General features: G+C 35.7%; 23 protein-coding genes and 1 riboswitch. Of the genes, 18 read left to right on the forward strand and 5 right to left on the reverse strand.

What is annotated here, in order from left to right:
- The first annotated feature begins 105 nt into the window (after window positions 1–105).
- From ACHZEU_RS13775 to ACHZEU_RS13795, 5 genes are all read left to right on the forward strand, one after another.
- The gene (locus tag ACHZEU_RS13775; protein WP_004233391.1) at window positions 106–270 is read left to right on the forward strand and encodes a CxxH/CxxC protein; all 165 of its coding nucleotides are present in this window, start codon (window positions 106–108) and stop codon (window positions 268–270) included.
- Between the two features lie 90 nt (window positions 271–360).
- The gene (gene rlmH / locus ACHZEU_RS13780; RefSeq protein ID WP_004233392.1) at window positions 361–840 is read left to right on the forward strand and encodes a 23S rRNA (pseudouridine(1915)-N(3))-methyltransferase RlmH; all 480 of its coding nucleotides are present in this window, start codon (window positions 361–363) and stop codon (window positions 838–840) included.
- Window positions 841–1072: 232 nt separating this feature from the next.
- Complete coding sequence (locus ACHZEU_RS13785; RefSeq protein ID WP_054548827.1) at window positions 1073–1855, forward strand: transporter substrate-binding domain-containing protein; 783 nt, start codon at window positions 1073–1075, stop codon at window positions 1853–1855.
- A 31-nt stretch (window positions 1856–1886) separates the two neighbouring features.
- Window positions 1887–2552, forward strand: coding sequence for an amino acid ABC transporter permease (locus tag ACHZEU_RS13790; RefSeq protein WP_004233396.1), 666 nt, complete (start codon window positions 1887–1889; stop codon window positions 2550–2552).
- 27 nt (window positions 2553–2579) lie between these two features.
- On the forward strand, window positions 2580–3308 hold the full coding sequence (locus tag ACHZEU_RS13795; protein ID WP_175400796.1) for an amino acid ABC transporter ATP-binding protein: 729 nt from the start codon (window positions 2580–2582) through the stop codon (window positions 3306–3308).
- Window positions 3309–3507: 199 nt separating this feature from the next.
- Here ACHZEU_RS13795 and ACHZEU_RS13800 read toward each other — a convergent pair whose 3' ends face one another.
- Complete coding sequence (locus tag ACHZEU_RS13800; protein ID WP_404803499.1) at window positions 3508–7329, reverse strand: S8 family serine peptidase; 3822 nt, start codon at window positions 7327–7329, stop codon at window positions 3508–3510.
- A gap of 309 nt (window positions 7330–7638) precedes the next feature.
- Window positions 7639–7685: riboswitch (PreQ1 riboswitch) on the forward strand.
- Between the two features lie 125 nt (window positions 7686–7810).
- Here ACHZEU_RS13800 and queF point away from each other — a divergent pair.
- The 5 genes from queF (at window position 7811) to ACHZEU_RS13825 (ending at window position 10851) form a co-directional block, all read left to right on the forward strand.
- On the forward strand, window positions 7811–8311 hold the full coding sequence (queF, locus tag ACHZEU_RS13805) for a preQ(1) synthase (protein WP_404803500.1): 501 nt from the start codon (window positions 7811–7813) through the stop codon (window positions 8309–8311).
- A 104-nt stretch (window positions 8312–8415) separates the two neighbouring features.
- Window positions 8416–9075 (forward strand): 7-cyano-7-deazaguanine synthase QueC, encoded by a 660-nt coding sequence (gene queC, locus ACHZEU_RS13810; RefSeq protein ID WP_054548829.1) that lies wholly within the window; start codon window positions 8416–8418, stop codon window positions 9073–9075.
- Between the two features lie 3 nt (window positions 9076–9078).
- Window positions 9079–9549, forward strand: coding sequence for a 6-carboxytetrahydropterin synthase QueD (queD, locus tag ACHZEU_RS13815; RefSeq protein WP_281217177.1), 471 nt, complete (start codon window positions 9079–9081; stop codon window positions 9547–9549).
- Window positions 9542–10270, forward strand: a complete 729-nt coding sequence (gene queE / locus ACHZEU_RS13820) for a 7-carboxy-7-deazaguanine synthase QueE (RefSeq protein WP_054548831.1) — start codon at window positions 9542–9544, stop codon at window positions 10268–10270. The genes queD and queE overlap by 8 nt, the downstream gene beginning before the upstream one ends.
- A gap of 41 nt (window positions 10271–10311) precedes the next feature.
- Window positions 10312–10851: a VUT family protein gene (locus tag ACHZEU_RS13825; protein ID WP_054548832.1), complete on the forward strand. Its 540-nt coding sequence runs from the start codon at window positions 10312–10314 to the stop codon at window positions 10849–10851.
- 116 nt (window positions 10852–10967) lie between these two features.
- Here ACHZEU_RS13825 and ACHZEU_RS13830 read toward each other — a convergent pair whose 3' ends face one another.
- The gene (locus ACHZEU_RS13830; protein ID WP_066038346.1) at window positions 10968–12158 is read right to left on the reverse strand and encodes an MFS transporter; all 1191 of its coding nucleotides are present in this window, start codon (window positions 12156–12158) and stop codon (window positions 10968–10970) included.
- Window positions 12159–12402: 244 nt separating this feature from the next.
- Between ACHZEU_RS13830 and ACHZEU_RS13835 the strand changes: the two genes are divergently transcribed.
- Window positions 12403–13650, forward strand: a complete 1248-nt coding sequence (locus ACHZEU_RS13835) for a TerD family protein (protein ID WP_048395269.1) — start codon at window positions 12403–12405, stop codon at window positions 13648–13650.
- A 39-nt stretch (window positions 13651–13689) separates the two neighbouring features.
- Here ACHZEU_RS13835 and ACHZEU_RS13840 read toward each other — a convergent pair whose 3' ends face one another.
- Window positions 13690–14673 carry a tRNA dihydrouridine synthase gene (locus ACHZEU_RS13840; protein WP_404803501.1) on the reverse strand — a complete coding sequence of 328 codons (984 nt, stop codon included), beginning with the start codon at window positions 14671–14673 and terminating at the stop codon, window positions 13690–13692.
- Window positions 14674–14897: 224 nt separating this feature from the next.
- On the opposite strand from ACHZEU_RS13840, the gene ACHZEU_RS13845 reads away from it, so the two are divergent.
- From ACHZEU_RS13845 to ACHZEU_RS13855, 3 genes are all read left to right on the forward strand, one after another.
- Window positions 14898–15908 carry a GNAT family N-acetyltransferase gene (locus ACHZEU_RS13845; RefSeq protein ID WP_048395273.1) on the forward strand — a complete coding sequence of 337 codons (1011 nt, stop codon included), beginning with the start codon at window positions 14898–14900 and terminating at the stop codon, window positions 15906–15908.
- Window positions 15909–16068: 160 nt separating this feature from the next.
- A complete protein-coding gene (locus ACHZEU_RS13850) occupies window positions 16069–17937 on the forward strand; it encodes a leucine-rich repeat domain-containing protein (RefSeq protein WP_404803502.1) in 1869 nt (622 codons plus the stop codon).
- Between the two features lie 368 nt (window positions 17938–18305).
- Window positions 18306–19775: a hypothetical protein gene (locus ACHZEU_RS13855; protein WP_269898058.1), complete on the forward strand. Its 1470-nt coding sequence runs from the start codon at window positions 18306–18308 to the stop codon at window positions 19773–19775.
- 230 nt (window positions 19776–20005) lie between these two features.
- On the opposite strand, the gene ACHZEU_RS13860 is transcribed toward ACHZEU_RS13855, so the two are convergent.
- Window positions 20006–20452 (reverse strand): MarR family winged helix-turn-helix transcriptional regulator, encoded by a 447-nt coding sequence (locus ACHZEU_RS13860; protein ID WP_269898057.1) that lies wholly within the window; start codon window positions 20450–20452, stop codon window positions 20006–20008.
- A gap of 387 nt (window positions 20453–20839) precedes the next feature.
- Between ACHZEU_RS13860 and ACHZEU_RS13865 the strand changes: the two genes are divergently transcribed.
- The 4 genes from ACHZEU_RS13865 (at window position 20840) to ACHZEU_RS13880 (ending at window position 23347) form a co-directional block, all read left to right on the forward strand.
- Window positions 20840–21514 (forward strand): peptidylprolyl isomerase, encoded by a 675-nt coding sequence (locus tag ACHZEU_RS13865; protein WP_404803504.1) that lies wholly within the window; start codon window positions 20840–20842, stop codon window positions 21512–21514.
- A 193-nt stretch (window positions 21515–21707) separates the two neighbouring features.
- Window positions 21708–21935, forward strand: coding sequence for a sigma factor (locus tag ACHZEU_RS13870; RefSeq protein WP_404803505.1), 228 nt, complete (start codon window positions 21708–21710; stop codon window positions 21933–21935).
- A gap of 45 nt (window positions 21936–21980) precedes the next feature.
- On the forward strand, window positions 21981–22262 hold the full coding sequence (locus ACHZEU_RS13875) for a sigma factor-like helix-turn-helix DNA-binding protein (protein ID WP_231595738.1): 282 nt from the start codon (window positions 21981–21983) through the stop codon (window positions 22260–22262).
- Window positions 22259–23347 carry a DUF4179 domain-containing protein gene (locus ACHZEU_RS13880; protein WP_066038339.1) on the forward strand — a complete coding sequence of 363 codons (1089 nt, stop codon included), beginning with the start codon at window positions 22259–22261 and terminating at the stop codon, window positions 23345–23347. Before ACHZEU_RS13875 ends, ACHZEU_RS13880 begins: the two co-directional genes overlap by 4 nt.
- A gap of 44 nt (window positions 23348–23391) precedes the next feature.
- On the opposite strand, the gene ACHZEU_RS13885 is transcribed toward ACHZEU_RS13880, so the two are convergent.
- Entirely contained in the window at window positions 23392–23724 is a 333-nt protein-coding gene (locus ACHZEU_RS13885; RefSeq protein WP_066038338.1) for a BRCT domain-containing protein, read from the reverse strand.
- Between the last annotated feature and the right edge of the window lie 37 nt (window positions 23725–23761).

Consider the following 23761-nt stretch of genomic DNA (forward strand, 5'->3'; position numbering starts at 1 on the left):
CTTCTTCCATACATGCTATTACTTTGTTACAATAGATTGTGGATAACATAGACTGATTTGTGAATAAGTTTGTGGAAATTTCGGAAAATAAGGAGACATCAAAAAATGGAAAAGTACAGCTGTGAAAGCCATATAGATCACGCTTTAGACATGTTTGTAGCAGAGCAAAAAGTGTTCCCAATTATGGATAAAATCGAAGAGGATAAAAAGTTATCCACAAAGTGTAGCTACTGTGAACAGGCAGCAGAATATATTGTATCAAGTAAATAACTTTACACAATATATAGAGAGTGCTTGTGGATATGTTGATAACTTTTGTGGATAATTTGTTTGTAAATGAATTGTAAAGGTGGATAACGTGTGAATATAACGATTGTATCAGTCGGCAAGCTAAAAGAAAAGTACTTAAAAATGGGGATCGATGAGTACGTAAAACGTCTTGGCGGCTATGCAAAAATGGATTTGGTTGAAGTGCCAGACGAAAAGGCACCTGAACAACTAAGTGAAGCCGAAATGGATATCGTCAAGAAAAAAGAGGGCGAACGCATCCTAACGAAAATCAGTCCAGATGCCTATGTAATTGCCCTAGCCATCAACGGCAAAATGAAAACCTCCGAACAAATGGCTGCCGACATCGAATCCCTCATGACCTACGGCAAAAGCAAAATCGCCTTCGTCATCGGTGGCTCCCTCGGTCTACATGAAGATGTGTTAAAGCGTGCAGATGAGCAGCAATCTTTTGGTAAGATGACACTTCCTCACCAGCTCATGAAGCTTGTGCTAGTCGAGCAGATTTATCGTAGTTTTAGGATTATGAAGGGTGAACCGTATCATAAGTAAGTGCGGTTTTCTTAGTTCTATACATCTAAAAAGCTACATTTTTAGAGGAAAGAGAAGACTTGAAAGATAATTATATAATGCAAAATTTGTAGAAAAAGTATCAGGCACTATTAAAAGTGCCTGATACTTTTTTGTTTTATTGGGAGTGGATTGGGTATTAACTATCATAAGCAAGTTATATAGCAAGAAAGGATTGTAGGAATAATCGAAAGAGAAAGGAGTTATAGCCAACATGTTGTTGAGTAAAAAGTTTTTATTGGTCTTAAGTACAATCGTAGCCTGCATGTTGTCTGGTTGTGGAGAGAAGCAGAAGCTTGAAGATGGATCTGAACTGATCAATAAAAATCAATTTGTTTTTGCTACTTCTGGGGAATTTAAGCCATTTAGTTATATAAATGACGATCTTACAATGTCGGGCTTTGATATTGAGGTTGGTGAAGCGATTGCAAAGGAAATGGGCCTTGAGCCGGTTCAGAAACGAATCAAGTTCAAAGGGATTGTTGAAGGGGTGAAAACGGGAAGAGCGGATGCAGCCGTTGCAAGTCACACGATTAACCCGCAGCGGAGTAAACATGTTTCTTTCTCTACCCCCTATTATTATTCAGGACCGAAAATTTTCACCAGACCAGATAGTAAAATTAGGACTGTCGAAGATTTAGAGGGAAAGGAAGTAGCTGTTGCAAAAGGATCAACATATGCCGATACAGCTTCCAAGTATACAGACAACATCAAAACATATGACAGCGACATTACAGCATTAAAGGCATTAAGCAGTGGGCGTCATGATGCAGTAATTACAGATTTTGTTACAGGAAAAACTGCTGAAAAGGAAGGTTTTAAGATTAAAGGACAACAATTAATTAATCGCAGTGAACAAGCGATTGTTTTGCCTCAGGATAATCCAAAGCTAGTGAAGCGAGTTAATGAATCTTTGGAACAACTTCGGGAAAATGGAACATTGACTCAAATTAGTATCAAATATTTTGGTGAGGACATTACCAAAAAATCAGAATAAACCAATGCTATAAAAGAAAGGAAGTAGTACTTTGCCAAGTTTTTCGCATTTTTTTCAAATACTAATGGAAACAAAAGGTGTATTCTTTAAAGCTATGCTTTTAACATTAGAGCTGACGGTGGTTTCTATCTTACTGGGAATCATCATCGGACTAGTCTTTGCTTTATTAAAAATTTCTAATATAAAAATTTTAGAACTTATTTCAGATATATATGTCTATTTGGTTCGAGGAACACCACTGATTGTTCAAATATTTATCCTCTACTTCGGAATTAGCGGGATTTTCCTTCTTCCTGATTTTTGGGCTGCTTCCCTTGCTCTAGCGCTACATAATGGAGCTTATATTTCTGAAATCCTTCGGGGAGCAATTCAGTCAGTCGATAATGGCCAATTTGAAGCAGGACGCTCTTTGGGAATGACAAAGACACTGACATTAAGAAGGATTATTCTCCCACAGGCATTCCGTAGAGCATTGCCGCCTTTAGGCAATCAATTTATCATAAGTTTAAAAGATTCATCGTTAGCCGCATTTATCTCCATGAATGAGCTATTTAATGTGGCGACAACACTTGGGTCGAATAATTTCGATGAAATGACCTACTTACTCATTGTAGCAGTCTACTATTTATTGCTGGTAGCGTTGATGACATTTGTAGTGAACCGAACTGAATTAAAATTAGCAGTAAGCGACAGATAGGAGCTGAAAAAATTGGACACTAAGGAAATGATTAAAATAAGTCAATTGAATAAATCGTTTGGAGACTTACATGTATTGAAAAATATCGACATGACAGTCTACGAGAGCGATGTTGTCTGTCTAATAGGATCGAGTGGGTCAGGGAAAAGCACCCTCCTTCGCTGCTTGAACTTTTTAGAAAGAAAAGATAATGGCAATATTATAATTGAGGGAAACGAAGTCAATCCACGGACAGATGATCTTAACAAGATTAGAGAAAAGGTTGGGATGGTGTTTCAAAATTTCAACTTATTCCCACATAAAACGGTTTTAGAAAATATTATTGAAGCACCTGTTATGGTAAAGGGTGTAGACAAAGAAAAAGCTATCATCAAAGCAAAACAATTACTGAAAAAAGTAGGTTTGGAGGATAAGTCGGATGTCTATCCTAGTAAACTATCAGGGGGGCAAAAGCAACGGGTGGCGATTGCTAGAGCACTTGCGATGGAACCAGACATTATGCTTTTTGATGAGCCAACATCGGCACTCGATCCTGAGCTTGTGGGAGAGGTTTTAACAACCATGAAAGATTTGGCTGAAGAAGGAATGACTATGGTTGTTGTAACCCATGAAATGGGATTCGCAAAAGAGGTAGCTGATTGGATTGTCTATATGCATGATGGGAGAATTATTGAACGCGGCACACCTGAACAATTTTTCAATTATCCAAAAGAGGAGAGAACACGAGAATTTTTAACTGCAACAATGCTTAAATAAAACTAAAAGGTTCTGAACGGTAATGTTAGGATCTCTTATGGTTTTACATTAAATATTCGATTACTAGATAAAGCATGTACAGAAAAACTGCACATAGACTCGTTACAGCCAACCTTATCATGAGTAAGTGAAATTTAAATAGCAAAAGGAGAAATTGCAAAGCGCAATTTCTCTTTTTGCTGGAACTGTACTTATTTAATTATAACTCAACTTCGGTAACTTCATTATTACCATTACCGTTGCCGTTGCCGTTGCCGTTGCCATTGCCGTTGCCGTTACCATTGCCGTTACCATTGCCGTTGCCGTTACCATTGCCGTTGCCGTTACCATTGCCGTTGCCGTTACCATTGCCGTTGCCGTTACCATTGCCGTTGCCGTTACCATTGCCACTGCCGTTACCATTGCCATTGCCCGGCTTTTCAACTAATACATCAAATGTTAATGTGTGGTCACCATACGTTGCTGTAATTGTCGTAGTACCTTGACCTTTACCTTTTACAGCCCCTGCTTTTACAGTAGCTATTTTATCATTTGCTACTTCGTAGGTTGCAAGCGTAGTAACATCTTTTTCTGTTGTTCTACCCTCAAAAGTAGTTACTTCAGTAATCTTAACCATAACCTCTTTACCTATTCTAGTTTCAACCTGAGCTTGGTCAATTTCTAGTGTTACGATTGGTGTTTCTACAACAGGTGCTTTTACTGTAACATTTACCGTAACTTCATGATCACCATATGAAATAGCAATCGTAGTCGTGCCCTCACCTACAGCAGTTACTAATCCATTTGCTATTGTTGCAACATTTTCATCTCCCACAACATAAGTTGCTTTTGAAGTTACATCTTCCTCTGTTGCTTCACCTTCTGGAGGAGTAGATGTCTCTGTTACCGTAAGTTGTGCAGATTCCCCAGCTGTTAGGTCTAGCTCAGTTGGATTGACAGAAAGTGTTACTTTTGGTTCAACTACATCTTTTTCAAATATTAGTGCTTCACCAACATTCCCAGCAGCGTCTTCAATTTTTAATGATACAGCATTAGTTTCTGTTGTTACTGGGAATGTGAAGCTACCGTCTTGATTTAATTCAAAAGGAACAGGCGCTTGTATTTCGCCATTCACAGTCGCAATATAGGAAGCTTTTAATTTATCATTTAAATTATAGTTTAAACCATATAAATATAACTCTTCATTGTAGTCGATATACTTATCTGTTACCTTTCCTGTAGCGACACCTTCAGCTACTGAACCAGTAATTTCTGGTTTAGTCGTTTTCACGATAATTGGTCCAACATAATCGGAAACTACCCCTGATGCCGAAAGACCAGTAAAGTCAATAGTATAGAGACCATCTGGAATTGTTGTGGCAGGTTCTGTTCCCCATGGTTTGTATTGCCCAGCGATATTCAGCGTATAAGAGCCTTTTCCTAGCGCAGTACCTGCATGTAGATAACCGATGTAGCCATCACCATATTCTCCACCTTGAGGATTCATAATATCCCATAGCTCGATATAGTTAGTTGTTACATCGCCAGTTAATGTAAATGAAAGTACAGCTGAATCTTTCACGCCATCTCCATTAAAGGAGAGGTCTGTTTCTGTAATTTTTAAATCTTTAATTTCAGTTACTGCCTCACTTCCAAAGTCAGCTGCGAATGGCAATGAAATTTCTGTAGCACCACCGCTGATGTGAATATACCCCAGTATTTCCGAGCCGTTTGGAGCTGTAGCTTGTGAAGCCGTTAATGTAAGATTTAACACTTGCTCACCAACTAGATTAAATGTTGGCTGGTCGACTGTAACAGTTGCATCACCAAATGATTTTGTCACATCAATTGATACATTATAATTACCGCCGTGACCCTTTATATCTTTTACTAAAACTTGTTTCGTTACGGAAATATCCTGGTCTTTAAGAGATTGTGGACCAAAAGTAACTGTCCCTTTTAAGTTTTCTGAAACAGCTCCTGTTCCATCTAAAATTGCACTATCCAATGCATAGGCAAGAATTTCTGGATGTGCTGCAGCATAAGCATTTACACGACCTGCACCTTGAGAGAACACATCGTATTTTGTTTTATCTAAAACCTTTGCTGTATTAGAAAGCGCCACTTTTATGTCGAACGCATTCCAATCAGGATTTGCTTGTTTAAGTAATGCAACAATACCTGTAATATGCGGTGTTGCCATAGAAGTTCCTGTTTTACGATCATATGCCTCTGCATAATCTGCATTAGGGAAGTCCTTTTTATACATTGGAATCGTTGACATAATGTTTGTTCCAGGTGCACTTACATCTGGTTTAATATCAAAGTTTGGCATAGATGGGCCACGGGAACTTGAATCGTTTACTTCATCTCCCAGTGTCTTTGTGGAAGTAAATTGACTAAAGCTAACTTTTCCAGTTCCACCGGCTAATGCAGCACGAATTGCATTGCCATCCGTTTGGGACATATCGAATGTTGGTAGAAAAGCAAAAGAATCACCCAGGAATGTACCTGAAATATTAGGTGCATTTGTTCCACCAGCAAAGTTATGAATAATTGTGGCGACTGCTCCATTTGCCTTTGCATTCGCAATTTTATCAACAAATGCGATACTGCCACGAGAGATTAATGCCACTTTACCTTCTACATCGATTCCCTCATAGTCTTTTACTTCTCCGTTTCCAGGAATAGCAACTAGGTCAAATTCTCCTTGAAGCTGTGTTGCTAAATCCCTTCCAAAAGTTGTTCCCATTAATGGGAGCTGTTTTGTTAAGTTGTAGTCACCAACTGTAACATTCACTTCACCGTTATACATTGTTTCTGGATTTGTTGTGTTACCCACAGCAATTCCTAAACGAGCGGTTGCAGGCGTGCCCATTGTTCCTCGATTTGGGCCGGAGTTCCCTGTTGCAATTACTCCGATTGTTCCAGCCATCATTGCATTATTAATAGCAAATGAACCAGCGTCCGTTTCAGAGTTAGCCCCCCCACCAAGAGAAAGGTTGATTATGTCCATTTTTTCTGTTACAGCCGTTTCAATTGCTTTAACAATACCAGATGTAGCCCCACTTCCATATGCACCAAGAACACGGTAAGCATAAAGGTCTACTTTTGGAGCAATTCCTTTAATGCCGAAATTGTTAGCTCCAATTGCTGCAATAGTTCCAGCAACATGGGTACCGTGAGAAGTATAGAACGAGCTTCCCTTTTCATTAAATTCAGGTGTTCCAGCAGGACGCTCAGAAGGCAAGGTTTCCGATGCATCGTCATCTGCCCGAGGCTTTGTGTAAGTTGATGAATTTGGAATGAAGTTTTTCCCACCCTTGTAAATTCCAGCGAACTCAGGGTGATCTGCGTCAATACCAGTATCTAATACTGCTACCTTTATACCTTGTCCTTCAATTCCTTCATTCCAAAGCTGTTCGATGCCGAGGAAAGAAATACTTGTATTCATTTGAGCCTCTAGTTGATCTTCCTTAATCAGTTCTGATGATTTCATTGTATTATCTTCAGATGCGTAAACAATTGCATCAGGTTCAATTAATGTTATTCCTTCTATTGAAAGCAGCTTTGGGAGATCATTTGCTTTCACAGTTGCTGCAAAACCGTTTAAAACAGTATCAAATGTGTAGCCTTGAGTCATTTGAACATTTTTAGTAGCTAATTCTTTCTTAACTTGTGCTTGTTGAGATTTTACATTTGATCGAACTTCATTTGCTCGCGCATTAGAGAACTTTTGGCCTTTCAATTGGCTCATTCCTTGCTCTAGTGCCACAGGCTTTTCAGATAAATGTACGATGACTGCAACTTCTTGATTGCCTGATACATTTTGTAAGCTTTCGTGAAGAGTTGGACCATCTTTAGACAAGCTTAGCTGTTCAGCGATAGCCGCCTTTAATTGAAGTATACTTTCACTTTGGCTATCCTGCTTGAATGGTTTCGAATCTTCAGCATTAGCACTCGATAATGGAACCAATAGAAAAAGCACCATAACGAAAGCTATCATACTACTTAAAAACTTCGTAAACTTAAACTTTTTCAAATCTCATTTCTCCCTCCGCTCTTAATTATCACACTTTTCGGTTTAGTGTGATATTTCCAATTTATCACAGGTGAGATAATTCGAATATCGGAATATTGAAAAATCTCAAAATATTGATAATTAGTATTACTTTGTCAAAAATGGATTAATTCTATTTTCCTAGTAATTTAATAAAAAAGTAGAACTTTCAAATGAGTATTGACTTACAGTGATTCATACTTTTTATCATTTAAGAGTTTTATAAAAAATCCATTTGACGTCCTGTATTATTTTTTGTACGATATTGAAGAAAAGAATGCCCGGACTAGAACGGGAGAGGTTCATAGCTGATACCCTCTATAAAAAACTATGGAAACATGACAATTTGCCATGTCCATATCGGACGTGGCTTTTTTTATCTGTTTACTTATGTTTTAAATAGAATGATTGGTGATGCCTCTCTTGAAAAGTGTTGGGAAACATTTTACAAGGAGGTTTTTTTATGTCTGGCAGAAGTCATCAAGAAGGATTAAAGGATTTGACCCTATTAGGTAATCAAGGTACAAAGTATTCCTATGATTATGCACCTGAGGTATTAGAGGCAGTGGATAATCTTCATGCTAATCGAGATTATTTTGTTAAGTTTAATTGCCCAGAGTTTACCAGTTTATGTCCGCTTACAAATCAGCCGGATTTTGCAACGATGTACATTTCATATATCCCAGATAAAAAAATTGTTGAAAGTAAATCTCTAAAGTTGTATTTATTCAGTTTTAGAAATCACGGCGATTTCCATGAAGATTGCGTGAATATCATTATGAATGATTTAATTGCATTACTTGATCCAAGATATATAGAGGTTTGGGGGAAATTTACTCCACGTGGGGGTATCTCGATTGATCCATGGTGTAACTATGGGAAGCCAGGAACTAAATACGAAGAAATCGCCAATTATCGTTTAATGAACCACGATCTTAACCCAGAAAAAATTGATAATCGATAAATGAAGCAAGACAGAGGTTTTTAGCTACCCTCTTAAAAAAACTAAGAAGAAAGCAGCACTTTTTCTTAGAGTGCTGTTTTTTCGATATAAGGGAGTCTTTATAGATGAAAAAGGAAAAAGCAATTGTAGTATTTAGTGGAGGTCAGGACAGCACAACTTGTTTGTTCTGGGCAAAAGAACGCTTTGAAGAGATTGAGGCAGTAACTTTCGATTATGGTCAAAGGCATCGTCTTGAAATTGACTGTGCGAAGGTGATAACAGAGGAGCTTGGTATCAAGCATCACATACTTGATATGTCTCTCCTGAATCAACTTGCTCCGAATGCATTGACACGACAAGACATAAAGGTGAAGGACGGAGAAAATGGTGAGCTCCCATCGACTTTTGTGCCTGGCCGCAATCTCCTTTTTCTTTCATTTGCGGGCGTTTTAGCGAGCCAAGTAGGGGCAAAGCATATTGTAACAGGTGTTTGTGAAACTGATTTTAGTGGATATCCGGATTGCCGAGATGTCTTTATTAAATCCTTAAATGTAACGTTAAATTTATCGATGGATGATTCCTTTGTGATTGATACACCCTTGATGTGGCTGAATAAGGCACAAACATGGGAATTAGCTGATCAGCTTGGGGCACTTGAGTTTGTACGGCAAAGAACGTTGACTTGCTATAACGGTGTCATAGCAGATGGATGTGGTGAATGCCCAGCATGTAAATTGCGAAATAAAGGGCTTGATGAGTATTTAAGTTATAGGAAGGAGTCTTAAGGCATGTCAGATTTTAAAATCGTTGAGAGACTCCAGAGAATTGATGTGGATATTCAAAGAAATCAATTGAAATATCATGCAAAGCGTGTTCTCATAAGCAAAGAATTTACCTTCGATGCTGCCCATCATCTACATCATTATGAAGGGAAATGTAAAAATCTACATGGGCATACCTATCGAGCTATATTAGGACTGAGTGGCTACACAGATGAACGTGGTTTGATGATTGATTTCGGCGATATAAAAGAAATATGGAAACATAAAATAGAGATTCATTTGGATCACCGTTATTTAAATGAAACGCTTCCACCCATGAATACGACGGCAGAGAACATTGTTGTTTGGATTTACGAAAAGTTGACTGAGGCCTTGCGTGATGAAGGATATAACGGTGTGCGTGTAGAGTTTATCAGGCTTTACGAGACTCCAACAAGCTATGCAGAAGCTAGAAGGGAGTGGATGGAAGTTGAGTAAAGTACCTGTTATCGAGATTTTTGGGCCAACGATTCAAGGAGAGGGTATGGTCGTTGGCCAGAAGACGATGTTTGTAAGAACTGCGGGCTGCGATTATTCCTGTTCTTGGTGTGATTCATCGTTTACGTGGGACGGCAGTGGAAAGCACCTTATTGTCCAAATGACAGCGGAAGAGATTTGGTCTGAGTTGAAACGTTTAGGGGGCAATGGTTTTTCATTTGTCACAATTTCAGGCGGCAATCCTGCACTCAATCCGAATTTAGCAGAGCTTATTGCCATTTTAAAAGAAAATGACATAAAAATCGGGGTAGAAACACAGGGGAGTAGGTGGCAAAAGTGGATGTATGAGATTGATGAACTGACAATTTCACCAAAGCCACCTAGTTCTGGAATGACCACAGACTACTCGGTGCTCTCTTATATCTTCGAAAAACTTAAAGATCGGAACAGCAATCACCATGTATCCCTCAAAATAGTCGTTTTTAATCAAGAGGATTACGATTATGCTAAACAAATTCACCATCGATATCCAATGATTCCTTTTTATCTTCAAGTCGGTAATGATGATCTCACGGCAACTGATAATTCACAATTAATGATGGATTTATTGGATAAATATCGTGCACTGATTGATAGAGTAATGAAGGATGAGGATTTAAGAGATGTTAAAGTACTGCCACAGTTACATGCCCTTGTGTGGGGAAATAAAAGAGGTGTATAGTGTGCCATTACAAAAATTAAATTTACTTGAGGAGTAATAGTTTGAGAATATTATTTTATTTATTATCTATTGTTATTGCTAATGTGGTAACGGCAGCATTTGCACCATTCCATTTTGGTATGTTTATTGTTCCAATGGGAACGCTTTTAATTGGGGCCACCTTTATTTTTCGGGATCTAGTACAAAATAAATATGGTAGAAAAAAGACGTATTTATTTATTATTACAGCTTTAATTTTATCAGCTGTGGTGTCATTCCTACTAGGTGATACACTTTTAATTGTGGTAGCCTCAGCACTATCATTTGTTGTCGCAGAAACGGCCGATACTGAAATTTATACTCGATTAAAATTACCAATGGCTTGGCGTGTGTTCTACAGTGGTATTGTTGGAGGATTTCTAGATTCTGCAATTTTCGTAGTAATCGGCTTAAGTCCACTTGGTGCCAATATATTGCCATGGGAAGCGGTACCTGCCGCCATTTTGGGGCAAATTATTGTGAAGACGATTATACAAATGATTGGCGCAATTATTTTAAATAAAGTTGGGCCAATGAAAGAAAAATATATTATTCCAGAATAATTATTCCTTATTATGAAGATACGGATCACAAGTAAGCTTTTTAAAAACAGGCCCATTCGCTTTATTCGAATGGGTCTGTTTGATTTATATTCTTTCTAAGGTACCTCTTGCATTTTTTATGCTGTTTTCTTTTGTTTAAGGTCTAAATGATAACTAAAGAAAGTTAGTAGACTTGCACTGACGGCAACTATACCACCGACCCATGTGACATTCATCAAATTTCCTTGATGATATACAATGCCGCCTAATGCAGACCCAAAAGCGATGCCTACGTTACTTGCCACGGGCATAAGAGAAGCAGCGAGTCCTTTAGCATCTGGTTTATAAATTTCGGCCAAATCTATTAAATAAAGTTGAGTAGATGTTGTTAAGAGGATGGCCATAAGTGACATTAGTCCGATGTTCGCTAATCCTAAAATAAAATGGTTTGTTGTCCAAAATAAGCTTGTCAATACAATAGCTTGTGCGAGAAAGACAAACCGAAGTCGGCCGATGGCATTGTGAGTGGCAATTTTACCGGCAAGAATGTTGCTGAAAATTGAAAGAAAGCCGTAGCCGAATAAGATTAAACTTATAGAATTATTTGGTGCACCCATTCCCTTTAAAATAGGAACAAGGTACGTAAAGACTGCATAGGTTGCACCAAAACCGAGAGCAGGAATGAAAAAGGCAATTAAAATTCGAGGCTGAATCATTAAAGAAAATTGATCCCGTATTGAGCTTCGTACTTGGCTGAGTCGAGTAGGTAAGACAAAAAAAGATGCCGCAAACGCCAACCCTCCGAGAAGAGTGGTTAACATAAAAGTGGCATTCCAGCCGTACCATTCAGCGATTACAATTCCAATGGGTACTCCAACTACATTGGCCAGTGTAAAACCACCGAAAACAAATGATATAGCAAGGCCGCGTTTATTAATCGGCATGGTTTCGCTTGCAACAATCATGGCTAGAGAGATCAATACACCTGTTACAATCGCGGTCATAACCCGAAGTATAAGGAGCATAATATAGCTCGTTGAAATTACACACAGAGCATTTAAGGCAATGAAGGAACCTATCAAAAACAACATCCATTTACGCTTTGGAAAATGGCTTGTTGCTGACATCACGAGTGGTGTAGCGATGGCAAATGTGATAGCGAACGCAGAAACGAGTGTGCCTGCTTTTGCATTTGTCATATGAAGGCTTGAAGAAATATCAGTTAAGATCCCGACAATAACAAATTCGCTTGTCCCAAGAACAAATGTTAATAATGCAAGTGTTAAGATAAGTAACCAATGTCGCTTGGATAACTGTGTATGATGCATAAATACCTCTTTCTTTGAAGAATGTAACTGTGCTACTTAGTAGACACACAATTTAAACATCATATCATAAAATGCATTTATGAGAAATTAGATTGGTTTTCTGTAAATAACAGTGTTTGTTTCCGGTTATTTTCCTCTAAAGAAGGATTTTGTAAATATTACTCGAATTTTTTAATTGGAAGATTAACTTTACAATTTTATCAATTTGATATCTATACATAATAAGGGGATAAGGGGGATTCACATGATTCAATTCCTTCAGATGGGAGCAAATACAGTTATAAGTTCCCAAAAAGGTAGTGTTACTATTAGCTACGAAATGTCTAATTCGATCGATATTTCGTTAACTGCATTCCTTTTAACGGATGTAAACAAGGTACAAGGAGATAGCGGCATTATATTTTATAATCAACCAACTAGCTTATCTGGTGCAGCTACCCTGATACCATCTGAGATTGTAGGGAATATAAAAATACATAAAATGAATTTTGACATGAGTAAAATCCCTGAAGGTATTACTAAAATAGCTATAACACTTACAGAAGATAATAGCCAAGGTTTTTCAAATGTGAAAAATTTAAAGGCAGAAATATGTACTGATAACAATATTATCAATTTAGCACCAGCTAATTTTGCAAATGAAAATGGAATCGTAGTATTAGAATTATATCTAAGAAGTAGTCAGACAAAGGTGAGATCTATTTGGCAGGGATTTGATTCTGGGTTAGAGGGGTTATGTAAAAATTACGGTGTTGAGGTTGAACCTGAAGAACAAAACAAGTTTTCTAAATCAACAACTATAAAAAAACAAATGCTGATAGAACCTGATCAATCATTAAATGTTCCAGAAAGTACAAATAGACAAAGCATGTTATCACAGATAAATCTTGAAAAGGTAAAAGGGAATGTCAGTCTCACCAAAGGTCAAAAGCCAGTTATCATTGATAAAACGCCTGAAATTACTGCTACGGTATCATGGCAAACTGGTACTGACTACGATATATATGCTTTAGTCTATACAAAGGATGGTCAGCAGATCGATGTAGCTATGTTTGGGGCGAAAAATACACCTCCACTTAGGAGTTTTCACAACGGGGTAGTCGAACACATGGGGGATGTTGGGAGAGATGCTGGTTCAACAAAAACTGAAGTAATCAAATTGAGATTAAATAATAATGTTTTAGCTGTTGTTCCTGTGGTTTATTCCGCCCAATCAAATGGCACAGGCTCATTCTACAGATATAAGGTGTCTATGAGTATAGATAATCATAATGGAACCTCCGTTACTATTTTTGCTAAAAATGCTAATAATAATGATAGAATTTATTCCTGTGTACCTGGAATACTTCATAATACTCCAGATGGTGTGATTATCAGCCCATTAGAGCTTTATAGTGAACCAAATTCTGAACGTAGACCTAAGCTGAAGATGGGCTCTTCTAATATGGTAGAAGTTCTAATGGATAAAGGCCCAATAAATGATTACAAGTAAAAGCAAATAAAAAGGAGAGTGGCGATAGCCAATCTCCTCTTATTTTTTCTCCTTTAGTTCGTGGGCAATATACGTAGCTAGTAATTCACGGACTTCATCCGTAGAATGTGCACCCAGTAATTGAACTCTCAATTGACTAGCCCCTTTGAAGCCACGTACATATATTTTAAAGAAACGTTGTAATGCTTTAAATGAACGTGTTTCGAATTCCTTGGAATAGTGGTCATGAAGGTTAAGGTGTAAGTATAGTAAATTAAGGTATTCTTTGGCGCTATGCTCTTTAGGTTCCTTTTCAAAGGCAAATGGGTTTGAAAACACCCCGCGCCCAATCATTACACCATCGATACCGTATTGCTCAACTAGTTTTAGACCTGTTAAACGATCAGGAATATCACCGTTGATCGTCAGTAATGTGTGGGGAGCAACTTCATCACGTAGTTTTTTGATATCTCCAATTAATTCCCAATGTGCAGCGACCTTGCTCATCTCTTCCCTTGTACGGAGATGAATAGAAAGATTGGTGATATCCTGTTTTAAAATATGTGTAAGCCACTCACGCCATTCTGCTACATCCGTAAAGCCAAGTCTTGTTTTGACACTAACGGGTAAGCCTCCTGCTTTGGCTGCTTGAATAATATCTGCGGCTAGGTCAGGATGAAGAATTAATCCAGCTCCTTTACCTCTTTCTGCTACATTATCAACTGGGCAACCCATATTAATATCAATTCCCTTAAAGCCTAATTCCTTCATACCAATACTCATTTGACGAAAATGTTCAGGGTTGTCTCCCCAAATATGTGCAACAATAGGCTGTTCATCTTCTGTGAAAGCTAAGCGGTTACGTACATTATCTAACCCATCTGGATGACAATAGCTCGTCGTATTGGTGAATTCCGTAAAATATACATCGGGTCTCCCTGCTTCCTGAATGACATGACGAAATACAACATCTGTCACATCCTCCATGGGAGCTAAAATGAAGAATGGCCGTGGTAAATCAAGCCAGAAATTTTTTTGATTCATTGCTAAAAATCCTCTCTTTCCAAAATACTACCTTGCAAAAAGATATCATATTTATTTTATTTCTACATAGTTAATTGGCTTAGCTTAAGGATAGAAATTCATCATTGTAATTAGACTTTGGCTCTCTTAGATTAGAAAGTAATTAAAAATATCCAACAAAATCCTGTATTATCTATAATGATATAATATGTAATATAATGTAGAAATTTAGGGGGAGAGTTGAAGTGGGAAAATATAAATATAAAACAATCGGTGTGAATGATGTACCCACAATGGCTGAATTACTCGAAAATAGACAGAGCCTTGAGGGTGAAGTATATCCATTTCTAAACAACAGCTGTCTTAATGCTGAACATATAACAAATATGCTTGAAAACTTATTTGCTCATAATACTATTAAGGGGATTGGAGCATTTATTAAAGATGACCTAGTAGGATATTTAATCGGAGTCATCAAGAATGACTCTCTAAGAGGCAGACATGTATGGGTACCATATGAAGGGTTGGCAATCAGAAAGGATCAATCCGCTGAGCTTATTAGAAAATTATATGCAGAGATTTCAGTGGTATGGCTAGAGCAAGGTTGCTTTATGCATTACACGATAATTCCTCTTGGAAATCAGGCTTACTATGATGCCTACCAACGATTAAGCTTTTCTATACAACAAGTACATGGGGTCATGAACATTGGAGATTATAAACCATTTGAAAATACATGTAATGCAGAGATTAGGGTTGCAAATAAAATGGATAGTGAAATGATGGGGAAAATGTCTAGGATCATTCAATCGTATCAAAATTCCGCACCTACATTTGAGCCTGTATTCCCTGAGGTTGTCATGAGCATAAAAGACTCATATAAAAGTATAGTAGAGGAGAATGATGATACATGTTTCGTTGCAGTAAAGGATGGGCAGGAATTAGGATTTCAAAAATATTATCCTATACATTCAGATTTGATGACACCTGAGCATGCAATAGAGCTAACGATTGCAGGTACTTACGCTTCTCAAATGGGAAGAGGTGTGGGAAAAAAGTTGATGAATGAAGGCTGTAGAAGGATGAAAGAGGCGGGCTATGAGAATATCATTACAGATTGGAGAATAACTAATCTTGCTGCATCGGCATTTTGGCCTAAGTGCGGTTTTAAGCCAGTAGCCTATAGAATGGTTAGGTACATTAACAGTGATATAGCCTGGGCAAACTTTAATAACCCAAGTATAGGATTATTGTAAATTTAGTTAGATTTATTAAATTCTGCTGTTATAAAGAATTCAAACAGCTGGCTAGACACTTAAAATTTAGTTTTAGATTGCTTGCCTATACTTCGTAAATATTGACATTTATTTTTTAGACAACTAAGCTTAATGGAAAAATAGTGCTGGGGGGCTGCCAGTGGAATTTATTAAATTAAATTGTCCAAATTGTAATGGGAAAATTGAATATAAAGAAGAGCAAACATTCAAATGTCCTTTTTGTGATACGGAAATCATGTTGAAAGAGAATAAAATTTATTATGTTGGTCAAACGATTAATAATTATTATGGAACAGCTTCTCCTCATACAACATCCCGTCCAAAAACAAATTTAAAGCTGCTCTTTATGATACCAATTGTCATGATGTGTGTATTCCTTGGGTATTTTCTTTTAAGTAGTAATCAAATAGAGGATGGAAACCGTGAAGAACTATCCGTTCGAACAATGCCTGAAAGTGAAGTTCTTCTGTTCTTTTTAAAAGATATTTTTGATAAAGGTGGGACGATGCCAGCAAAAGAAGAGATTGCAAGTATTCGATATTTGGCTGCCTACTATTCTGACGATCAATGGCATTTTGATTATAGTCTAGAAGATCCTTTTACAAATAAGGAAGCTAAAATTTCTACTTATATCATTATGGATAAATTATTAAATACGCAAAAAATTGAACAAAAGGACTTTGAGGCCTTTACTGGATTAACGGTTTTAAAGCTCATGAATGATTATGAAATATCACAAAGTGAAAAAGTAAGCTTCCAACATCTTGAAAACTTAAAAAGTTATACAGGTAGTTTTAATGAATCATTTAGTAAAATCGCAGGATATTTTAGTGATAAGTCTAATGTTAAAGAGCTCTCTATCCAAATTAGAAGTAATGATGAACTTGCTTTATTATTAGAGTTCCCCAATCTTCAATCTCTAGAACTATCTTATGTGGCTGAAGAGGTGACAGATTTTCAGATTCTAAATAAATTATCGCTGAAATCACTTTCCTTAAAATCAATTAATGATTTAAAGTGGCTGTCTACACTAACTAATCTAGAATCGTTAGCAATAGACATTAGTGAAGCTACAGATTTTAGCCCACTATACTCATTGACTCAATTACAAGAATTAAAACTTACCTCAGTAAGAAATTTAAAAACGCTTGATTTTATACAAAATATGCCTAAACTACAATCTTTAGATCTTGAAAACATGAATATCATCAATTTAGATAGACTTAGAAATATGTCATCTTTAACAAAGCTACGTTTAGCTTCTCCTGGTCAAGTGGAATTGTTGGATATGGTTAACAGTCTAACGTCATTGACGGAGTTATCGTTAACTGGCTATCATGGTGATATTTCATCGATTGTAGCGCCCCATTTGAAAAAAGCAGAGCTGAAGAGTTCATTTTTACCACAGCTAGAAGCACCCGCTTTAAGAGATTTGACGGTTTCTATAAGTGGATCGGATTCGCAATTGAATGGTGCAGAACTACTGAAATACCCACAGCTAGAACAGCTTACAGTCATGGAGTATGGAATTCTTACAGGTATTCGTTCATTAAATGACCTACCTCATTTGCAAACAATCAATTTAAATGAGACCCTCTTTTATGAAACCAATGACTTATTCAATTTGCAGCATGTAAAAATGTTAAACTGTAATGAATGTAATTTTCAGGTGAATAGCAAGCCATTTACGAACAACGTGCTGGAGCATTTAACTTTAAATGATGTTTCCATTCAAATTGGTAATGGGGAATGGGTGCAAGAAGTAGATAAGATCATGCCTTACTTTGCTGGCTTTACAAATTTACGTTCATTCACTTTACAAGATAGTTCACTACAATCGTTAAATTTCTTGGGAAATTGGCAACAAATAGAGGTGCTTCATTTAGAAAATAATGCTATTTCGAATGTAGAACCCTTAGTGAATTTGCCCAACTTAAAAAAACTATATATTTTAGGGAATCAGGTACAAAATCAATCTGTATTAGACAAGGGAATTATGATTTATTGACGCTATACTTAATTATAAAACGTGAACTAATTAAATTTAGGCTGCTCCTAATTTTTCAAACTTTAATGAATTGTATAGTACAGTAATTAAAACCGATATCTCAGTACATTTTAAAGATGCAAAATTAAAATTAGTAAAAAGTAAAAAAATTCTTTTAGAAACATACTTACAATACAAGCCATTATCTTGGTTTGTACTGTAAGTATTTTTTTGTTATATAGCATTTGGAATATTCTGATCATATGACCTTATGGGATTTAAACAATATTTATAAAAAACTTCAGAAAAAATTGACAATTAGATTATTGTAATTTAAAGTTAAGTAAAGTTAACTAAACTAAATGATTTATTGATAGGGGATGATATTATTGAGGCTGTTTGAAGAGATATTAATTGTAGTGCATATTATATGGTTATTTTCTTTTCTTATTAAATTTGATGTAAAAATAAAATTAATAACTAACATCAGTGCATTTATCGTTTTAATTATTCATTTGGGGTTTGAGGGTTATCGATGGCAAATGGGATTAAGTTATATTTTGTTTATTCTTTTATCTGTATTAACAATGAAGGTACTCATACAAACGAACAGAAAAAAAGTAAAATCCATGGTTGGGAACGTGAAAAATAAAAGAAAGGTAAGAAAGTTTTTATATATCTTATTTATTATCATTTACTCGATTAGTAGCTTTGTGTTAGTAACAGTCATGCCTGTTTTTCAACTTCCTAAGCCTACAGGACCTTTTGAAGTGGGCATGAATTCAAGACATCTGAAAGACGAATCCAGGCAGAGCTCAGCACAAAAAGTTCGGGAATTGATGATACAGATATGGTATCCGACAGATGTGGAAAAGGATGTGAAGGAAACACATTATGAACCCTTCCCATACGAAGAATGGTCAGGAACAATGGAATTCATTTTTTCTACACCGCGCGTTTTATTTGAATATTTAAAGTATGGACAAACTAATAGTATAAAAGATGTAGCTGTAACCAATAAACACGAAAAATTCCCTGTACTTTTATTTTCTCATGGATATGGCAGTACAAGAATGCAAAATTTTTCTCAAATGGAGGAAATGGCGAGCCATGGATATATTGTTGTAAGCATTGACCATACAGATGATGCAGCTTATACGAAGTTTCCAGATGGAAGAGAAATAATGAATCAGAAAAACGCATATTCTTATTCCTTTAATATTGCAGATGAGAAAGATGTTAAAACTCGATCGACAGACATGAGCTATGTGATTGATCAATTAACTATCATAAATGATAAGGATCCTGTAGATTTATTTACTGGAAAGTTAGATATGAACAAAATAGGTATATTTGGTCATTCATATGGAGGTTCAACAGCTGCTCAAGCATTGTTGGATGATAGAAGAATTTCAGCAGGAATCAATATAGATGGCCCATTGCATGAGCCAGTAGCCAGCTCAGGATTTAATCAGCCTTTTATGTTTATTTTAGATGAAAATTATCTTTACATACCTGATGAAGAAATACAATATACGAATATAACTACAGAAGAATTTCAAAAGTACCATGATAAAATTACAGAGCTTGCTGATTATCACTATAAGGAGGGGATCAGGGGAGATACTTTTATGCTCACTTTTATAGCAGGAGATCATTATTCTTTTACTGATTTCCCTTATCTCTCTCCTTTATTGTCATGGAATATTGATATAGATCATTTTCATGAAGTTATGAATAAGTATATTTTGGCCTTTTTTGATCAATATGTGAAGGGCGAAGCGCCTGATCCATTGCTTAGAAAAGAGATAATAGAAGACCAGTTTTACTATTTCGAAGCTAATATTAAAAATGATTAATAGTTTAAAATAATATAGTTGTGTAGGAAAACTGTAATATATTTCTTTATACATTATTCGAACATTATAAATTAGGATGAAATTTTCAAAGGTATTCTTTATTTCTGAATCATTTTTTCTAAATCTACAATTAAAGTTAATTTAATCTAATCTAATCTACCAAAGGCAGTCTTTGCTACACTGTTTTGAAAAATGGGTAAGCTTAGATAGGTAGATAATTTTATTAGTCCTTAATCAATTTGATTTTTATTTCCGACAATTTTATTTAATGTATCAAGAATATTTTTTAACTCTATTAAGCTTGCTTTGGAATAATATTTTTCCACAAGAATTTCATCGATTTTTTTAATAAGCTGATGAAACTCTTTTCCTCTATTTCCAAGATAAATAAAGGTCTCTCTACGGTTTGTTAAATTTTCTTGACGATAAATCATATTCATTTCTTCAAGCTTTGAAATAACTTGGCTAACTGCACTTTTTGAAATATCGAAATGAGTTGCTAAATCTTTTGCAATAACTGGTTCATTTCGAATTATATAACTCATAATAATTTCCTGTTGGGGGGTTAAGTGGAAATTCTGTAATTCTTCGATCTCTTTTGTTTCTTGTAAAACTAACAATTTAAACTGCTCAAATTGTTGATTGATTTTGTCTATTATTATTAAATAATCATGCACAGATTTATCATCCTTCATATATCTATTTAAATCTTTTTAGTTAAGTTAATTTTGCTTAACTAATATATATTTGTCAATTTTAAAGGTATAGATGAATTATAGACAATAGGGTGTGGACATTTTTAAAGTGTCAGAAATTTATAAGTGATCCATGTGTGAATATCCTAGTAGTGATTTTAAATTTATGAAAAAGAACAATGAACCGAAATTGAATGAATAATCAGGAAGTATGATACATTAATGTATTTATGTTTCCTCATGACTTCAGATAAAATGGGCGTAGGATTAAAGAACCTATGCCCATTTTTTATAAGTTATTAAGATTTGTCCTACAGTTTGGATAGTTTTATAATAAATTGATGCTTAACAAGAGGAGTTGAAAAGGATATGTTCGTACGTAATAAAGGTTTGTTTTTTATGCTATCTACGCTAGCCATTATTGTTGTTTTGACAGGCTGTGGTACAGCTAAGGATAGTGAGAAAACTGAGGGAAAAACAGCTAAAGAAACACAAGAAACAATGGATTATGCGTCAAAAGTGAAGGAAAATCCAATTGTGACGATTACGATGAGCAATGATGAAAAAATTGTTATTGAATTGGAGCCTACTGTAGCACCAAATACAGTAGCTAACTTTATTGCTTTAGTAAAAGATGGATTCTATGATGGTCTTATTTTCCATCGAGTTATTCCTGATTTTATGATTCAGGGTGGAGATCCTAAAGGGAATGGTACTGGAGGACCTGATTATTCGATTGATGGTGAGTTTACCTCAAATGGATTTGAAAATAATATGAAGCATGAACGTGGTKTTATTTCGATGGCTCGTTCAGATGATCCAAACTCAGCGGGCTCACAATTTTTCATTATGGTAAAGGAAGCATCACATCTTGATGGAAAATATGCTGCTTTTGGCAAGGTGATTGCAGGTATGGAAACAGTTGATGCCATTGTTGGAGCAGAGCGAGATGCTACAAATAAACCACTAGAAGATCAGCAGATGAAAAAGGTAGAGGTGGATACAAAGGGCTTTGATTATCCAGCACCTAAGGTAAACAAATAGTTTTCGTCCCAATGCTATTTGTTAAAATCTATACTATAAACATTAAAAAGGCTAAATCAATTGAGATTTAGCCTTTTATATTTGTTAAAAAATTGAAATTATAAATATTTTTGAGTAATATGAGAAGAAATTTAAGATTGAGCGATGTTTTATATAAAGGATCCTTTATGTTTGTGGAAGAAAGGGTGTTTGCATGAGGGTAACAGATGAAAATTTTATAAAACATCTTAAGAAAAAACGAGAAGAAACACTTCAATATGTCATTGATGAATATATGGGGATTATCAAAGCGATTATTTATAATGCTCTAAAATCCTATAATGATCCTCAAATAATAGAGGAATGTATTAGTGATACATTTCTAGGGGCTTATGAAAATGCTAAACAATTTAGAGGCGATAAAGAGGATTTTAGAAGATAGATTTGCACGATAGCAAAGTTTAAAGCCATTTCGAAACAAAGAAGGTTGTCTAAAACTCCATATTTTTATGAGCTAAATGAAACAGGTGAAGCCGCAATATCGGCTGAAGAGGAATACTTAATCAAGACAACAACGGAGGAAGTGCTCATCATGATGACGCAATTAGAGCAATTAGACCGTGATATTTTTACGATGAAATACTTTTTAAATATGAAAAACGAAGAAATTGCTATTCATTGTGGTTTAACAAAAGCCGCTATTGATAATCGATTATATCGTGGGAAAAAACGATTACAGCAAATTCGTTTGGGGGGAAGTATGACATGAAAAAGCTATATAAACAATTTAATGATTTAAATCTTGATATAAATATAGAGCCGATGGAAGTGAGCTCGCTTGAAAAAGAGAGAGTGAAAAGAAATGTCATGATAGTCAAAAAGAAAAGGCATTTCATTAAAAATTTTATTGTTGCAGCTACTTTTTTTATTGCATCCAGTATGACACTTGGTTATACGTTTCCTACATTTGCTGCAAATTTACCGTTTATCGGAAGTATATTCGAATTGTTTATTGATGATGAAAGGTATGTATTTAACAACTATGATCAGTATTCTACAAGTGTCGGAGTGAGCCAAGAAAGTAATGAAGTTGAAGTCACTGTCACAGATGCTGTATATGATGGCGAAAATATTACTATTGCTTACACTATTAAAAGTGAAAAGGATTTAGGAGAAAGGCCAGTTTTATATGGTGACAATCGTGAACTAACTGCTAAGGAATTTGGAAATAGGTATCGATATGGCGGCTATTCAACAAATTATATGGTTCAAAAGATAAACAGCAATGAGTATGCAGTATTGTATATTTTTGAACTCATTAGAGGCTCTAAGCCCGAGGAAGTTCACATTAATTTTCAAGGAAATCAAATTGTTGATTTAAATAATGTAAATAATTCAGTAGCAGGTGACTGGGCATTTGAATTTGCTTTAGAGAAGCTTGAAAGTGAAACAATAAGGGTGGAAAAGGATAGTATGAAAACAGAAGGAAAAGGTATAAAAATTGAAGCTTTTAAAATAACGAAAACACCTATCGCTACAACATTTTATCTTTCCGAAGAAGTCTTGGTAGAAAAAGAAAATGAAGCTTGGCAAGGAGTTCTCATTGACTATATTGTGACAGATGATTTAGGGAATGATTATAATGTAATTCATTTTAGAGGAACTAGTCATAATACAGATTTCAAAGGGCGTGAAAATTTTCCTCGTATTGTTGCAAATAAATTTGATGAACAAGCTACCTCGATTATGATTACCCCTGTAGTAGGTGTATACAAAATTAAGGATAGTACAGGGGCATTAGAACTGATAAAAGAGCCATATACATTAAAGCCTATTGCTGTTCCGATAAAGTAAAAAATTAAAAGAGTATGTAAGAAGAACAACCTTACATACTCTTTTTACTTATCATCTTTCTTTGGGATCGAAATAAGCCATAAAAAATCATCTTCTATTAATATTTGAATGTCTTGCCCCTCACGGATTAGCTGCTCAGCTTTCTGCTGCTTGGCGCTTATACCCCTACGTTTATTACCAAGCACAACGAAATCAGTATGTTGTGTAACAGCTCCCTGTAAATACCCTCCATATGCTTTTACTTGTTTGGAGGCTTCGGATCGTGTCATGGTAGAAAGGGCGCCTGTGAATACAATTTGTTTCTTATAAAAGGGGTGGGTTAGATTTTCAACTGGATCAGAAAAGAAAATGATTTCTGAGTTATCCTTATTGATCATATTCGTTACTCCTTAAAAAATTAATCGATAAATAAAT

Origin of the sequence: Lysinibacillus sp. S1 (genome assembly GCF_044986265.1) — a bacterium.
Classification (GTDB): domain Bacteria; phylum Bacillota; class Bacilli; order Bacillales_A; family Planococcaceae; genus Lysinibacillus; species Lysinibacillus capsici.